The 16,276-nt window shown below is 46.2% G+C and carries 12 protein-coding genes; 11 read left to right on the top strand and 1 reads right to left on the bottom strand.

Annotated elements, in window-relative coordinates:
- The first annotated feature begins 42 nt into the window (after window positions 1–42).
- The 6 genes from F0220_RS20990 (at window position 43) to F0220_RS20965 (ending at window position 5,000) form a co-directional block, all read left to right on the top strand.
- Window positions 43–1,296: an LL-diaminopimelate aminotransferase gene (locus tag F0220_RS20990; protein ID WP_149846744.1), complete on the top strand. Its 1,254-nt coding sequence runs from the start codon at window positions 43–45 to the stop codon at window positions 1,294–1,296.
- A gap of 202 nt (window positions 1,297–1,498) precedes the next feature.
- Entirely contained in the window at window positions 1,499–2,389 is an 891-nt protein-coding gene (locus tag F0220_RS20985; RefSeq protein ID WP_149846932.1) for a decaprenyl-phosphate phosphoribosyltransferase, read from the top strand.
- Window positions 2,390–2,407: 18 nt separating this feature from the next.
- Window positions 2,408–3,040: an HAD-IB family hydrolase gene (locus tag F0220_RS20980; protein WP_149846743.1), complete on the top strand. Its 633-nt coding sequence runs from the start codon at window positions 2,408–2,410 to the stop codon at window positions 3,038–3,040.
- A 26-nt stretch (window positions 3,041–3,066) separates the two neighbouring features.
- Window positions 3,067–3,357 (top strand): EamA family transporter, encoded by a 291-nt coding sequence (locus F0220_RS20975; RefSeq protein ID WP_090810048.1) that lies wholly within the window; start codon window positions 3,067–3,069, stop codon window positions 3,355–3,357.
- The gene (locus F0220_RS20970) at window positions 3,344–3,664 is read left to right on the top strand and encodes an EamA family transporter (protein WP_314825574.1); all 321 of its coding nucleotides are present in this window, start codon (window positions 3,344–3,346) and stop codon (window positions 3,662–3,664) included. Before F0220_RS20975 ends, F0220_RS20970 begins: the two co-directional genes overlap by 14 nt.
- A gap of 31 nt (window positions 3,665–3,695) precedes the next feature.
- Window positions 3,696–5,000 carry a DUF6080 domain-containing protein gene (locus F0220_RS20965; protein ID WP_149846742.1) on the top strand — a complete coding sequence of 435 codons (1,305 nt, stop codon included), beginning with the start codon at window positions 3,696–3,698 and terminating at the stop codon, window positions 4,998–5,000.
- 96 nt (window positions 5,001–5,096) lie between these two features.
- Here F0220_RS20965 and F0220_RS20960 read toward each other — a convergent pair whose 3' ends face one another.
- Window positions 5,097–7,772: a YhgE/Pip domain-containing protein gene (locus F0220_RS20960; protein ID WP_149846741.1), complete on the bottom strand. Its 2,676-nt coding sequence runs from the start codon at window positions 7,770–7,772 to the stop codon at window positions 5,097–5,099.
- A 735-nt stretch (window positions 7,773–8,507) separates the two neighbouring features.
- Here F0220_RS20960 and pyrR point away from each other — a divergent pair.
- The 5 genes from pyrR to carB all read left to right on the top strand — a co-directional run bounded on the left by pyrR (window position 8,508) and on the right by carB (window position 16,218).
- On the top strand, window positions 8,508–9,071 hold the full coding sequence (gene pyrR / locus F0220_RS20955) for a bifunctional pyr operon transcriptional regulator/uracil phosphoribosyltransferase PyrR (protein ID WP_017687330.1): 564 nt from the start codon (window positions 8,508–8,510) through the stop codon (window positions 9,069–9,071).
- On the top strand, window positions 9,071–9,982 hold the full coding sequence (locus F0220_RS20950; protein WP_036614815.1) for an aspartate carbamoyltransferase catalytic subunit: 912 nt from the start codon (window positions 9,071–9,073) through the stop codon (window positions 9,980–9,982). The genes pyrR and F0220_RS20950 overlap by 1 nt, the downstream gene beginning before the upstream one ends.
- A 126-nt stretch (window positions 9,983–10,108) precedes the next feature.
- Window positions 10,109–11,413: a dihydroorotase gene (locus F0220_RS20945; RefSeq protein WP_149846740.1), complete on the top strand. Its 1,305-nt coding sequence runs from the start codon at window positions 10,109–10,111 to the stop codon at window positions 11,411–11,413.
- A gap of 442 nt (window positions 11,414–11,855) precedes the next feature.
- Complete coding sequence (gene carA, locus F0220_RS20940; RefSeq protein ID WP_091014111.1) at window positions 11,856–12,998, top strand: glutamine-hydrolyzing carbamoyl-phosphate synthase small subunit; 1,143 nt, start codon at window positions 11,856–11,858, stop codon at window positions 12,996–12,998.
- Window position 12,999: 1 nt separating this feature from the next.
- Window positions 13,000–16,218 carry a carbamoyl-phosphate synthase large subunit gene (gene carB / locus F0220_RS20935; RefSeq protein ID WP_149846739.1) on the top strand — a complete coding sequence of 1,073 codons (3,219 nt, stop codon included), beginning with the start codon at window positions 13,000–13,002 and terminating at the stop codon, window positions 16,216–16,218.
- Window positions 16,219–16,276: the final 58 nt, after the last annotated feature.

The raw sequence follows: 16,276 nt of genomic DNA, 5'->3' as shown, positions 1-16,276 counted from the left end.
AAAGTGTAGAAATTTGCGTCAAATGAGGAGATGAACAACGTTATGAGTATCGATAAATATCAAGAAACTTACATTCAGACTAATTTTGCCGACCGTATCGGTGGCTCCAACTATGGTAAAGACACGAACATTTATAAATTCGAGAAAATCAAACGTGCCAAAGCTTCGGCCAAAAAAGATTTTCCCGATGTGGAACTGATTGACCTTGGTGTAGGTGAACCTGACGAAATGGCTGATCCAGGCATTGTAGCTGCACTTGCAGAAGAAGCTTCCAGACCTGAGAACCGTGGTTATGCCGACAATGGCATTCCAGAATTCAAAGCTGCTGCTGCTTCTTATCTGAAAAACGTATTCAATGTAGAAGGTATCGATGCAGATACTGAAATCGTACACTCCATTGGTTCCAAACCGGCTTTGGCGATGATGCCTTCATGCTTCATCAATTCGGGTGATGTGACGATCATGACCGTTCCAGGTTACCCGGTTATGGGTACACATACGAAGTATCTGGGTGGAGAAGTGTTCAACATTCAATTGACGAAAGAGAACAACTTCCTGCCTGATCTGACGGCTATCCCGGAAGACATCGCAAAACGTGCGAAGTTGCTCTACCTGAACTACCCGAACAACCCAACAGGCGCAAGTGCAACGGTGGAATTCTTCACTGAAGTTGTGGAATGGGCTAAGAAATACAATGTTGTGGTTGTACATGATGCTCCATACGCAGCATTGACGTATGATGGCAAAAAACCGTTCAGCTTCCTGTCGGTACCTGGAGCGAAGGATGTCGGCGTAGAGCTGCACTCGCTATCCAAGTCCTACAACATGACGGGTTGGAGAATCGGATTCGTAGCGGGTAACCCGCTTGTAGTCAAAGCATTCAGCGACGTGAAGGACAACAATGACTCCGGTCAGTTCATCGCGATTCAAAAGGCTGCTGCTTATGGATTGAATCACCCTGAAATTACGGAAAAAATTGCAGAGAAATATTCCCGTCGTCACGATATGCTCGTTGCCGCATTGAACGAACTGGGCTTCCAGGCTGAAAAACCTAAAGGTTCATTCTTCCTGTATGTAGAAGCACCAAAAGGTGTGGTTGGCGGACGTCGCTTCGAATCTGGCGAAGATTTCTCCCAATTCCTGATCCGTGAGAAACTGATCTCATCCGTACCTTGGGATGATGCTGGTAACTTTGTTCGTTTCTCCGTAACCTTTGAGGCGAAGGGTGAAGAGGAAGAGAAACGTGTTATTGCTGAGATCAAACGTCGTCTGAGCGACGTACAATTCGAATTTTAATCGTATTACCCAATGATTAAATCACGTACTAACGAAGAGACCGGAAACGGTCTCTTTTTTATGCCCATATTAGATTTTTTTCATTTACTCCCTTTACAAAATTATACAAGCAACATATGATTAGATCTTTACGTTATTTGTTATATACAGAAGTTGTTTTTGAAGGGAGTTATTACAATTGTTATCATCACGAACAAGTACGGTGTCTTCACCGGCTACAGGAACAGGCAGTACAGTGTCAGGATTATTCAGATTGTTAAGACCCAAACAGTGGACTAAAAATCTGCTGTTATTTGCTGCGTTATTATTCTCTTTTGAGGAGATTCGGGCTGAAACCATTCTTGCGACGTTGCTCGGTTTTATTCTATTTAGCCTTGTTGCAGGCTGTGTGTATATTTTAAATGACTTTGTAGACCGGGACAGGGATCGACAGCATCCGGTGAAAAAGTATCGTCCTATGGCTTCTGGGCAGGTGAATCCGAGTCATGCTTTGTTGTTTGGCATTATTCTATTAATCCTTTCCGTAGGAACGGCCTTCATGATGAACCCTCTATTCGGGGTGTTATGTATCGTCTATTTCCTGTTGAATGTATCGTATTCATTTGTGCTGAAACATCTCGTTATTCTGGATATGATGACCATTGCAGCCGGGTTTGTACTTCGTGCCATTGCAGGTGGTGTGCTGATCCATGTGCCGTTCACACCATGGTTTTTGATCTGTACAATGCTGTTGTCGTTATTTCTGGCCATTGGCAAACGCAGAAATGAACTTACGTTGCTTGAGGGAAATACAGGATCGCATCGTAAGGTTTTGGATAACTACTCCATTACGTTACTGGATCAATTCAATACGATTGTGACGACAGCTACGATTATCAGTTATTCCCTGTTCACATTCACTTCAGATCGGACCATTCACCTGATGTGGACAATTCCACTGGTCATTTATGGCATGTTCCGTTATCTGTATCTAATCCACATGAAGAACCAAGGTGGCTCGCCCGATCGAGTGCTATTTGAGGACAAGCCCATATTAATTACGGTTATGTTGTACGTGATAAGTGTTATTACAATCTTTGCAATCTTTGAATAAAGGCTGAGGGGGATCAGGGTGAAAAGCACGAAAGTCGCAATTTTCGATATTGATAAAACGATCATACGCAGTGATTCCATGTTTCAATTTGTGCATTACGGTGTTCGCCGTTACCCGTGGCAGGTATGGAGATTACCTGTCATTGCATTACATACCGTGTTATTCAAGGCAGGCTTCATGACGGTTGAACAAGTCAAACGATCCTACTTTCAAGAAATTGAGCGTATGTCTGAAAAAGATCTCGAACATTTCTTTGATACCCGCTTGCGTACATCCATTTTTGCCGAGGCCAGTGTAGAGATGCAACATCGTAAAGAAGCAGGCTATCATGTCTTGCTGGTAACCGCATCTCCGCATGCCTATATGAAATACTTTAAAAACTTTCCCTGGGTGGATCATGTCATTGGAACTGAACTTGTCCGACATGAGAGTGGTTACACATGCAGAATTGATGGCAGCAATTGCAAAGGGGAAGAGAAGGTACGCCGAATTCAGGCTTATCTGAGTGAGAAAAATATGGTCATTGATTATGACCAGTCATGTTCCTACTCGGACTCATTATCTGACCTTCCAGTCATGCAGCTAGTGAGTCAACGATACTTTATTAACAAGCGTGTTCCGGACATGGAGGCATTAACGTGGGGGAAATAAATTCGCGTCATACCGGTAAATGGTTGATGCTCGTTTCCGCTTTTCTGACAGCAACGGGTCAATTGTTTTGGAAATGGGGACTAACCGAGTGGATTTACCTGGGTATTGGTTTTCTGTGTTATGGACTTGGAGCGATTTTGATGATTAAAGCTTTTGCTCTGGAAAAACTCTCTGTTGCTTATCCTCTGATGTGTGCCAGCTACGTATTTGCCTTAATCTATGGATATTTTTTGCTTGGGGAAGAAATTACGGTGCAGAAGCTGGCAGCAGTTGTGTTGCTTGGAATCGGGGTGACATTAACCAGTGTTGATCGATAGCTGGATGGTTGCCGTATTAATTGTCATGACGTTGTGTGGTGCACTGGGCGGGGCCGGACTGAAAGCTTATGCATCCAGTCGCAATCGCCTGCATGTACTCATGGGACTCGGATTTTACGGAACCGGAGCGTTGCTGAATATTGTGTTGTTGAAGTTTCTTCCCTTAACCGTAGTGTTGCCTGCGAACGCATTAACATATGTGTGGACTCTCATCATTGCGATGTTGGTATTTAAAGAGACAGTGGGCCCTTTACGCTGGATAGGTGTGGCATGTATTATGGGCGGGCTATGTTTATTGGTGTTCTAGAACTTAATTAATCAGGATGTGAAATGAAAGCATGAACTTTTTAGATTACTTATTTTATAATCGCAGAGCCAACTGGACAGCCTTTTACCTGTTTGCAGGATTTGCTTTGTTCTATGGTTTAATGAACGGCTCGTATGTTCTGTACATTGAAAATAATGCAGAGATGCTGGGGGCGTATAGCCCATTTAATACAACGCTGTTTCCAATTAATTTATTCAACTTTGATCCTTCAATGTATTATGGGGACAACAGTTCTTCCGTGATCCATCCGCTGATTTCCTTTCTGGCAGTCACCCTTGCGGCTGTAGCGAAACTGCTGGGAGGCAACTGGTTCTTTCTAATCTTGCAATCACTGGTGAATGCGGGTTCGGTGGTGCTGGCGTATCTGTTCTTGAGTCAAAAAGAAGATAAACCGACCATCGTACCGTTGCTGTTTGCCTTACTGTTTGGTTTCAGTTCCTACCTGATGTATACCGCGTTGATCCCGGATTCGTATCCGTATGTTCAGTTCGTTATCCTTCTTTCTGTGGTTTACATGCAGTATACTCGTGAGCGTCAGGACGTACGTTATGTACCTAATGCATTGCTGGCATCGATTAACTTTGGGCTAACCTCGACAAACATCGTACCGTTTGCTGCTGCCACATTCTTCAATATGAATGTATGGCGCAATAAGGCGAATCTGAAAAAATACATCGGCATCATGGCACTGGCGGTTCTGATCATCGTCGTATTAACTGGTATTCAGTATGTTGCCTTTGGAGGCCGCAGCTGGGTTAGTAACTGGCTGTTGGGCATTCAAAATGGTGGAACCAGCTATGCAACGCCGTTCCAGTTTGCTATTCATTGGAAAGCATTGAACATGTTAACCATTAATCCGATGCTGACACCGAAGATGCATTTACTGGACCCGGGCATGGCAGCCTTTGTTACGGATCTATCCCGTTCCAATCCAATCGTTGTGCAGATGACAGGTATCTTTATTTTACTACTGGCATTCATGGGCTTCATTAAAGGAATTCGTGAACGAGAAGTGTGGACCCTTGTGCCATATATTCTGTTTGCCTTTTTGCTTCACGTAGTCGTGGGCTTTGGTTTGGCTGTATTTCAATATGATATGTACCTGTATGCGGGACATTATCTGTTTGCGTTCTTCCTGTTGGGTGGAGGTTTTGTCATCAGCCTTCGTCCGGGATTGGGGAAAAAAGTGGTTATAGGCTTGATCATGTTATGTGTTATCGTTACGGCAAGTAACAACATCTATCGCCATGTAGAAACATTAACAACAATCAAACAATCCTATAATCAGTTGGAACAGGAACGCTCAGTGAAATAATCAAAATGTATCGATTCATATAATGAAATGAAATAAGATAAGGCCATGGGATGGAAAGTCCAATGGCCTTATCTTATTTCGTGTTGAGCAAATGAGTTAAGCAATAATTTTGGTCTTCTTGGCATTCTCGGCTGAACGTTTGGTGAGACTGCTGAGTGGACGTTTCAAAGTGAGAGCAACAATGAGACTCAGCGCGATGAACATACACAACCACAGAATATCCTTGATGGCAGTAGACCACAATATGCCGCCTACCGACTCACGCAGCAGACTGATTGCATACGTGAAGGGCATGAACGGATTCAATGCCTGGAAAAAGGGTGATGTCATGCTGATTGGGAACGTACCGCCGGAGCTGGAGAACTGGAACACCATGAAGATAATGGCGATCCCTTTTCCGATATTCCCAAAAACGGACAGCAGGGTGTACGTGATGGTGACAAATACGGCACTCACCAGCATGGCAAACAGGACAAACCACAGTTTATCTGCAACATAGGTACCCAGGATTAAGATATCTCCCAGGGTGACGCATAACGCCTGAAGTAACCCAATGGTCAGAAAAGTAGCAAGACGTCCAAGATACAACTCATATCCCCGGAACTTGCCCTCTGGATTTTCGGCTTCGGCACGAAGCAGAGATATCAGCAGTGTTGAGCCAACCCACAAGGACAGCACGCCATAAAATGGTGACATAGCCGATCCATAATTCGGAATTGGGTAAAGCTGTTGTTCCTTAATTTGCACCGGACTTGCAAGGAAAGCACTTTCTTCTTCGATATCGCCACGCAAAAGTTTGGCAAGTTCGGCAAATTGGTTATTACCTTCGACTTCCCGAAGTTTGTCAGCAGCCTTACTGATGGCACGTTCTAATGCTGGCAGATCATCACGTACCAGCGTGGCAACACGATGTACTCCTTTTTCGACCTCCGGAAGCTGGTTCTGGACAAAATCGGATGCCTTGCCTATCTGTTTCTCGGCATTAGGCAGATCATTACGAACAAAATCAGCGGCTTCGTTCAGTTTGTTTCCCAGCTTGGGCAGATCGTTTCGAATTAATGAAGACACGGTGTTCAAAGCTTGGATAAAACCTTCACTTTTGTTCGCGAGTGTCTCTGATACCTCATGGATCTTCGATTGTACTTGAGGCAGTTCGCTCTGGATTTTTGTCAACTCGGTCTGCCCGAACATAATCCCTTCTTTGGCTGATGCCAGAATGTCAGCAATATCCGGAATACGATCCTTTGCTCCTTGTAGAGTTTCTGCTGAAGTGGAGAGGATAGACCTGAGTTTATCCGCACCAGCTGCAAGTGCAGGTGATAGTTCACTTTCATAGGTGTTTAAGATATTGCCAATCCCGCTGCTAATGTCCTTCGAGAGAGCATTTAACTGAGCGATGACGTCTGTCGGTGGAGTTGTATTACGACGCATGGCATCACTGATGATGCCAGCCAAGCGGATTTGCAACTGAAGTTTATCTGAAATGGAGTTCAGTTGTGTAATTTTATCGGCAAGTGGATGGCTTGGAAGCAAGTTGTCTATTTTGCCCAGTAGTTCTGCCATACTGTCGACGAGTTTTACCGCAATCCCTAAACGTGAAGCAATCCGGTCGAGATCTTCTGCTGTAGGCAGGTTATTAAGATCCGAATTTTGCAATTGTGTAAATACGTCTCCTGCAGCGTTAGTAATCTGCTGCACCAGCAGCAGATTTTGGTGGATCGCCGGGCTAATTGTCTGAAACGCTTCTTCACTGGAATCCACGAACTGATTTAATCCCTCTGCAAGCTCAATCCCGTTGCCAGCGATTTGTGATACTTTGTCCAGATCTTGTTCTGCGGCCGTTACGATAGACAGAGCTTTGTTGGTTTTATCCAGCGCCGTTTGGATGACAGCTGATACCTGACCAAAGTTTTCATCCACTTCTCGAATGCGTTCTACCGCTTTTTGTATATCCGGTATCCGCCCTTGAATAGCCAGCACCTCGGAAGCCGCATCATTAATTTGTGGCCAATACTCTTGCACCTTGAGCACATACTGTGCTGCTTCATTGATTTCAGGCAGTTTTTTCTCGATTTCAACGATCTTTTGAGCATCTTTTACAATCTCGGGCATGGCTTTTTCTACTTCCAGAACCTTTTGACCTGCAGCTTGAATAGCCGGAAGATTTCTCTCCAGTGTAAAAATGCCATTCTCCATTTTGCGTAATGTTGGAAGCTGGGAATTAATCTCAACCCCGGCTTCATTCAACTTGGTTAGAACGGCCTCACTGACGGCTTCAGTGAAATTTTCATTGATTTGTGTTGTTATGGCAGATACACCAGAGCCAGTGATTTTAGGAGCAATGGCATTCACCTTTTCATTAACGGTATAGATTACCTCTGGGCGTTCCAGCTTTCCGTCAATGATACCTGTAATTTTGGACGAAAAGTCTCCGGGAATGAGCAGACTGGCATAATATTCTCCTGTTTGTACTCCCCGACTAGCCTCAGCTCGATCTACAAAAGTCCAGCCCAGCTTTTCGTTGTTTTTGAGGCTGGATACCAGTTCGTTTCCGATATTAATATTGGTTCCTTCAACAGTCGCACCCGCGTCCTCGCTTGTCACAGCAATTTTGATCCCCTGGGTATTACTGTACGGGTCCCATACGGACTTCACATTGACCCAGTCATACACCCCGGGGAGTAGAATAATAGCCACAATTAGAAATATACCTGTGGGAACCTTCAGAATATGTAACCAGTCTGTTTTGTAAACGTGCCAAATGTGACGCATGACTTCCTCCTAAATGTACATAAATGTAGGGCGTATCTTATTTCTATGTCGCATAATTGTGAATCTTATGTATATCGGCATAATTGTGAATCTTATGTATATCGGCATTATTGCAGCATCTATGAATGGGTTCATGTTTATAAACTGTACCCATTTCACTTGGTACTAATTCAGAGCCTTCATATATCGCGTAAAACGAAACTCACCGTTTGTTCTCAAAAGAAGTGTTTTGTCTCTACTTAAGTATAGTCAGAGGTTTATTTTGGTTATTTCAAATTTCTCATTTGCCTATGGATAAATATGCAGAAATGTTGTATAATTATGAATAACCAATGAGATGTATTGTGCATGGATGTTTTTCAGCCTAACTGCTGATTCTAAGTAGAACGTAGCAGAGGGTTTTCACCTGCGATGGTGAGGTGTTGACAGGGGGTTGTCTTTCTGTCATAATTCATGAAGACAAACGGACATATTGATTATAGAACCCTGTGAGGTCCTGCAATATGAACGACATGAATAGCACCTTTAAATCAGTCCCGTGAGACTGGCAAGGTAACGTGAACGATACATCGTTTTTTGCTGCGGCAAATGAAGCGATGCATCCCCGAGAGTAAACTTTCTTCAGAGCGGTCTGAAGTTCGGAGACTCCTTGCCAATAAACACGGCAAGGAGTCTTTTTTTTCTCCTCGTCACGGGGCCATGATGCTGAAGGGAAATCCTGAGGAGGCTGAACGCATGAGCACAGAGACACATGTCATTATGGATGAGACGGCGATCCGCCGCGCACTAACACGGATTGCCCATGAGATATTGGAGAAAAACAAAGGAATCGACGATTGTGTGCTGGTCGGTATCCGCACACGCGGGGTTTACCTCGCGGAACGGATTGCCGCCAAGATTGAAGAAATCGAAGGCGCCAAAGTCCCCTGGGGAGAACTGGATGTGACTCCTTACCGCGATGACCGCTTGGACGAAAATAAAGCGAATCGCAAGGAAATGTTGATTATGACACCTGAATCACTTTCGATCCATAACAAAAAAGTGATTTTGTTCGATGATGTGCTCTATACCGGACGGACGATTCGCGCAGCGATGGATGCCCTGATGGACTGTGGAAGACCGCAGAACATTCAGCTGGCTGTACTCGCAGACCGCGGACACCGGGAACTTCCAATTCGACCTGATTTTATCGGCAAGAATGTGCCGACTTCCAAATCAGAGGAGATCGAAGTTGCACTCATGGAAACGGACGGACAGGACGAAGTCAAAATCACTCAGAACCGGGGGGAGCAAGCATAATGATTACACAGACAGCATTGAGAGACCGAAGCTTGCTTGGACTGAAGGAACTTAGTCGAGGAGAAATCGAGTCCATTCTGAACAGAGCGGCTCACTGGGAAGCGCAGAAAGAGAAACTGGCTCCTGTACTGGAATCACGCTTTGTTGCGAACATGTTCTTCGAGAACAGCACACGTACCCGCTTCTCCTTCGAAATGGCAGAGAAACGCCTGGGTGCACAAGTGCTGAACTTTACGGCAGCCGCATCCAGTGTGGAAAAAGGAGAGTCCATCTACGATACGGTACGAACACTTGAGTCGATGGGCATTGATGCAGGCGTGATCCGGTTGAAACCGGCAGGCGTTCTGCAACAACTGGCTCAGAAAGTGAATGTACCACTCGTGAACGCCGGAGACGGCAACAATGAGCATCCCACACAGGCGTTGCTGGATCTCTACACGATGAGGAAAGCATTTGGCGAACTGAAAGGCTTGCGTGTTTCCATCATTGGTGACATTCTGCATAGCCGTGTAGCTCGTTCCAATCTGTGGGCACTGCAAAAGTTTGGTGCAGATGTACGCTTCTGTGCTCCGCAAACGATGCAGGCACCGGAACTCGCAGAGCATGCTCCTTATGTCGGTCTTGAAGAAGCGCTTGATGCAGATGTGGTCATGATGCTCCGTGTTCAACTGGAACGTCATCAACATGGCTTAATTACTTCAGCTGAGGATTATCGCGAACACTACGGATTGACGGAAGAACGGGCATCACGCCTAAAACCAAGCACCATTATCATGCACCCTGCTCCTGTGAATCGCAATGTCGAGGTAGATGACGCGGTTGTGGAGAGTGAAGCATCGCGGATCTTCCCACAGATGGCAAACGGCGTTCCAATCCGCATGGCGGTTATGGAACGTGCGATGAAACTGTAACAGGGTCTGGCTGTGGGTCATAGGCTGACGGTACGGTAGTTCTTATAGAGCAATAAGAGAGTACACGATAAAGAAAATCATCCGGTTTGCCTGGTAAGCCGGACAGAACCGAAGCGGAGGGCAATTATGCTACAGATTATAAAAAACGCGAACGTCTTGAACCAAAAAGGGGAACTTGAACGGAAAACCATCATTATAGATGAAGGTAAAATTAAAAAGATCGCTGGTCTGGAAGACCAAACCGTTCTGGATGCCGAAAAGTCAGCGCAAAGTGTGACAGACGCATCAGGCAAACTGGTTATTCCGGGATTGATCGATATGCACGTGCATCTGCGTGAACCTGGATTCGAACACAAAGAGACGATCGAGACAGGTGCCCGTTCAGCAGCACAAGGTGGTTTTACAACAATCGCTTGCATGCCGAACACAAGACCAGTAACAGATACAGTGGAAGTTGTGAAGCTTGTACTGGATAAGGCCAAAGAAGCTGATCTGGTTAAAGTGTTGCCTTATGCAGCCATTACAAAAAATGAACTGGGTCGTGAACTTACCGATTTTGCCGCATTAAAAGAAGCAGGCGCTATTGGATTCACGGATGACGGTGTAGGCGTACAAAACGCTCAAATGATGAAAGATGCCATGAGCCTCGCGGCAAGCATGGATATGCCAGTGATCGCTCACTGTGAAGATGACTCACTGGTTGTTGGTGGATATGTGACGGAAGGTGAGTTTTCGAAGCGTCACGGAATCAAAGGGATTCCAAATGAATCCGAAGCCATCCACGTTGGCCGTGATATCTTGCTCGCAGAAGCAACGGGAGTTCATTACCACGTCTGCCACGTAAGTACAGAACAATCGGTTCGTCTGATTCGTCTGGCGAAGTCCATCGGCATTAAAGTAACTGCTGAGGTATGTCCGCACCATCTGGTGTTGTCGGATGAAGATATCCCGGGCATGGACGCCAACTGGAAAATGAACCCACCGCTGCGTTCACCACGCGATGTGCAGGCTTGTATCGAAGGTTTGCTGGACGGCACGCTGGATATGATCGTAACTGATCACGCGCCACACAGTGAAGAAGAAAAAGCCAAAGGCATGGAGCTGGCACCTTTCGGAATCGTAGGATTCGAAACAGCCTTCCCACTGCTGTACACCAAGTTTGTGGAAACAGGACTGTGGAGCTTGGACTTCCTGGTGAAACGTATGACAGCTGATCCGGCACGTGTATTCCGACTGGATACAGGCAAACTGGAAGAGGGAGCACCAGCCGATATCACAATGATTGACCTGAACGAGGAAAAAGCAGTTGATCCTGCAACGTTTGCAACCAAAGGAAGAAACACACCATTCACAGGCTGGAAGCTTAAAGGCTGGGCCGTACAAACTTGGGTGGATGGCAAAAGCGTGTGGCATAACACGGTACAACAGTAAAACGGTAATTTAGTAAACTGATAAATTAGTAACTCTATATCTTTAACTCTTTAACTCTTTAAATCAGTAACAGTAATTCTTAACTTTTTTAAAACAACAAATCTTTTAAATCTAAAACTTATCTATAACTTTTTTACCGGTAACATCTTTTCAACTAACTCGAGGCAAATCATGCCGAGAGTCTAACATACGAAACAAGCAAAGTTGAATGTCATGATTTTGAACTTGGACACCAACGTAACTGCGGAGCGGACAGAAAAGACCCGAAGAAGCAAAGCGTTCGCCTTTATCACCGGATTACATCATTTGAAAAATGATAAAAAGTAATCCGGGGATAACAGCGATCAAAGGGTTTTCTGTACGCGGAGCCGCACAATCGTAACGCTCCCAAAGTTCAACCCAAATGCATTCAACGTTGATAAACACAGAGGAGTGAAATGGGATGCAGGCACAGGCAAGATTATTGTTGGAAGACGGCACACTGTTCACCGGGAAAGCATTTGGTGCTGAAGGTGAAACGACAGGTGAGGTCGTTTTTAATACGGGAATTACAGGCTATCAAGAGGTGCTTTCGGATCCTTCCTATTGCGGTCAAATCGTAACCATGACGTATCCGCTGATCGGAAACTACGGCATTACGCGTGATGACTTTGAGTCGATTCGTCCATACGTGCACGGTTTCGTTGTACGTCGTCATGAGCCAACGCCAAGCAACTGGCGTGCGGAATATAGCGTAGACAATCTGCTTAAGGAATACGGTATCGTAGGAATCAGCGAAATTGATACACGCATGTTGACTCGCCGGATTCGTCACCACGGCACAATGAAGGGAATTCTCACAACAGGATCGAAGCCTGTGGAAGAACTGCTGGAGATGATGGGAGACACTACCATTGCAGAGCTGCGTAACCAGGTGCCAATGACTTCTACAGAGCATGTCTACAACAGCCCGGGAACGGCTGAGCGTATTGTGCTCGTGGATTATGGTGCTAAAACAGGAATCTTGCGCGAACTCAGCAAACGTAACTGTGACGTTGTTGTTGTTCCACACGATGTAACAGCAGACGAGATTCGTCGCTTGAACCCGGACGGCATTCAACTGTCCAACGGCCCTGGGGACCCGAAAGACGTACCTCATGCAGTTAAGATGATCAGTGAACTGCTTGGCGAATACCCGATCTTCGGTATCTGCCTGGGTCACCAGTTGTTCGCACTTGCGGCAGGAGCAGACACCGAAAAACTTAAGTTTGGACATCGCGGAGGAAACCACCCGGTGAAAGAACTGGAGAGCGGACGTTGCTTCATCACATCCCAGAATCACGGATTTACCGTAAACGAAGAGTCTGTGAAGAACACAGATCTGGAAGTTACACATATCAACAATAACGATAAGACCATTGAAGGTCTGAAACATAAATCATTCCCGGCATTCTCGGTTCAATATCACCCTGAAGCAGCCCCGGGTCCTTACGACAACAGCTATCTGTTCGACCGCTTCATCGAGATGATTCGCGAGCACAAGATCACTAACCCGCAAAAGCCGCGTCAAGCCGTATTGGCAGCCGCAGTGAAAGGAGCACAATAACATGCCGATTAACAAAGATCTCAAAAAAATCCTGGTGATTGGTTCCGGTCCAATCGTCATCGGTCAAGCGGCCGAGTTCGACTATGCCGGTACACAAGCTTGCCAGGCTCTGAAAGAAGAAGGCGTGGAAGTTGTACTTATCAACAGCAACCCGGCGACCATTATGACGGATACCAACATGGCTGACAAAGTCTACATTGAGCCAATCACACTGGATTTTGTAACCCAAATCATTCGTCAGGAGCGTCCAGACGGCTTGTTGCCAACACTGGGTGGTCAGACAGGTCTGAACATGGCTGTGGAACTGGCACGTGCAGGCGTGTTGGAACGTGAAAATGTAAAATTGCTCGGAACGCAGCTGACATCCATCGAGAAAGCGGAAGATCGTGATCTGTTCCGTGACCTGATGCGTGAACTTGAACAGCCTGTACCTGAGAGTGTGATTGTAACGACACTTGAAGAATCACTTGAATTTGCAAATGAGATTGGTTATCCAATCATCGTGCGTCCAGCCTATACACTGGGCGGAACAGGTGGCGGAATCTGTGCGAACGAAGAAGAGCTGCGCGAAACTGTGGCAGCGGGAATTCGTTATAGCCCGATTGGGCAATGTCTGGTCGAGAAGAGCATTGCAGGCATGAAAGAAGTCGAGTATGAAGTTATGCGGGACAAAAACGATAACTGTATCGTTGTCTGCAACATGGAAAACTTTGACCCGGTAGGTGTTCATACAGGCGACAGTATCGTTGTAGCACCAAGCCAAACTTTGTCGGACCGTGAATATCAAATGCTGCGTTCAGCTTCACTGAAAATCATCCGTGCCCTGAACATCGAGGGTGGATGTAACGTACAGTTCGCACTGGACCCACACAGCTTCCAATACTATGTTATCGAAGTTAACCCACGGGTAAGCCGTTCATCGGCTCTGGCTTCCAAAGCAACGGGTTATCCGATTGCGAAAATGGCTGCCAAAATTGCCATGGGTTACACACTGGACGAAATCGTGAACCCGGTAACAGGCCAAACGTATGCTTGCTTCGAGCCTACACTGGATTATATTGTGAGCAAAATCCCACGCTGGCCGTTCGACAAGTTCATCTCGGCGAACCGTAAACTGGGAACTCAGATGAAAGCAACAGGCGAAGTGATGGCTATTGGCCGGACATTTGAAGAGTCGATTCACAAAGCAGTGCGTTCCCTGGAGATTGGCGTACACCGCCTCTACCTGAAGGATGCCGAAACGTTGGATGAAGCTACGCTGAACGAGCGTCTGATCAAAGCGGATGATGAGCGTATCTTCCTGATTGCCGAAGCATTCCGCAGAGGTTATACGTTGCAACAACTACAGGATTTGACCAAGATTGACTGGTGGTTCCTGGACAAAATCGAAGGTCTGATCGCATTCGAAGATCGCATTCGCGAAGAATCCGAATTGTCTTCCGATATTCTGTATCAAGCGAAACGCCTTGGATTCACAGACCGTGCCATTGCTGAACTGCGTGCGCAAGGTCAACCAGGAGGCACATTAACAACTGAAGCGGAAGTTAGAACTCGTCGGGAAGCAGAGAACCTGCGCCCGGTGTACAAAATGGTAGATACATGTGCAGCTGAGTTCGAAGCAACAACGCCATATTACTACTCGACTTACGAGACAGAAAATGAAGTTATCCCTTCAGACAAGAAAAAAGTTGTGGTTCTGGGTTCAGGACCAATCCGGATCGGTCAAGGGATTGAGTTTGACTACTCTACTGTACACGCAGTATGGGCATTGCAAAAAGCAGGCTATGAAGCAGTTATTATCAACAATAACCCGGAGACGGTGTCTACGGACTTTAATACATCGGATCGCCTGTACTTTGAACCGCTCTTCTTCGAAGATGTCATGAACGTGATTGAACAGGAGAAACCAGTAGGGGTTATCGTACAGTTCGGTGGTCAAACGGCCATCAACCTGGCAGCGCCACTGCGTAATGCAGGTGTAACCATTCTCGGAACGGATCTGGAAAGCATCGATGAGGCGGAGGATCGCAAGAAATTCGAACGTCTGCTCTCCCGTCTGGAGATTGCACAGCCAAAAGGCAAAACGGTCATTTCCGTTGATGATGCGGTAGAAACGGCTCAAAGTCTGGGCTACCCGGTACTGGTTCGTCCTTCCTATGTACTCGGCGGTCGTGCGATGGAGATTGTATACTCCGATGCTGAATTGCTGACATACATGGAACAGGCAGTTAAAATCAATCCGGAGCATCCGGTCCTGATCGACCGTTACATGATGGGTAAAGAAGTTGAGGTTGACGCCATCTGTGATGGTGAAACGGTATTGATCCCGGGAATCATGGAACATATCGAGCGTGCAGGGGTCCACTCGGGTGACTCCATCGCGGTATATCCTCCTCAACACCTGTCCCAGGATTTGAAAGAGAAAATTGTAGAGATTACAATCAAAATTGCGAAAGAACTGAAAACGGTAGGTTTGGTCAACATCCAGTTTGTTATCCATGATGGCCAAGTGTACATTATCGAGGTGAACCCGCGTTCATCCCGTACCGTACCATTCCTGAGCAAAGTAACCAACATTCCGATGGCAAACTTGGCAACTCAAGCCATTCTGGGTGTGAAATTAAAAGATCTTGGTTATGTTGACGGGCTGTGGCCTGAATCGGATCATGTATCTGTTAAAGTTCCGGTCTTCTCCTTCGCGAAGCTGCGTCGTGTAGAGCCAACCCTCGGACCTGAGATGAAGTCTACAGGTGAGGTTATGGGCCGTGACCCGAATTACGCTAAAGCATTGTTCAAAGGTCTGATCGGCGCAGGAATGAAAATTCCGGCAACCGGAGCCATTGTTGTGACTGTAGCAGACAAAGACAAGGACGAAGCAGTTCCTTTGCTCGAAGGTTTCTACAGACTGGGTTACAAAATCATGGCTACCGGCGGAACAGCAGCTGCGCTTGAAGCAGCGAACATTCCGGTAACGACTGTGAACAAATTAAGTGAAGGTTCGCCGAACATTCTGGATATGATCCGTAGCGGCGAAGCAAACTTTGTCTTCAACACACTCACCAAAGGCAAAACACCGCAACGTGATGGATTCCGTATCCGTCGTGAAGCGGTAGAAAACGGCATTGTATGTATGACTTCATTGGATACGATTCGTGCGCTGCTGATCATGCTGCAAACGATCAACTTCTCTTCTGAAGCAATGCCTGCCTTTATAAAATAAATATTCACTGATGAAGGACATCAGTCAGCCTGCGGGCTGGCGGGATGTCCTTTATATC

Source organism: Paenibacillus sp. 37 (genome assembly GCF_008386395.1).
GTDB lineage: Bacteria > Bacillota > Bacilli > Paenibacillales > Paenibacillaceae > Paenibacillus > Paenibacillus amylolyticus_B.
This window is presented reverse-complemented; position numbering and strand designations above follow the sequence as displayed.

What these genes read in the sequence shown, in the direction of transcription:
- F0220_RS20990 (WP_149846744.1), top strand. Translation starts at nt 43, where the DNA reads ATGAGTATCGATAAATATCAAGAAACTTACATTCAGACTAATTTTGCC.
- carB (WP_149846739.1), top strand. Translation starts at nt 13,000, where the DNA reads ATGCCGATTAACAAAGATCTCAAAAAAATCCTGGTGATTGGTTCCGGT.
- pyrR (WP_017687330.1), top strand. Translation starts at nt 8,508, where the DNA reads ATGAGCACAGAGACACATGTCATTATGGATGAGACGGCGATCCGCCGC.
- carA (WP_091014111.1), top strand. Translation starts at nt 11,856, where the DNA reads ATGCAGGCACAGGCAAGATTATTGTTGGAAGACGGCACACTGTTCACC.
- F0220_RS20975 (WP_090810048.1), top strand. Translation starts at nt 3,067, where the DNA reads ATGCTCGTTTCCGCTTTTCTGACAGCAACGGGTCAATTGTTTTGGAAA.
- F0220_RS20965 (WP_149846742.1), top strand. Translation starts at nt 3,696, where the DNA reads ATGAACTTTTTAGATTACTTATTTTATAATCGCAGAGCCAACTGGACA.
- F0220_RS20950 (WP_036614815.1), top strand. Translation starts at nt 9,071, where the DNA reads ATGATTACACAGACAGCATTGAGAGACCGAAGCTTGCTTGGACTGAAG.
- F0220_RS20945 (WP_149846740.1), top strand. Translation starts at nt 10,109, where the DNA reads ATGCTACAGATTATAAAAAACGCGAACGTCTTGAACCAAAAAGGGGAA.
- F0220_RS20960 (WP_149846741.1), bottom strand. Translation starts at nt 7,772, where the DNA reads ATGCGTCACATTTGGCACGTTTACAAAACAGACTGGTTACATATTCTG.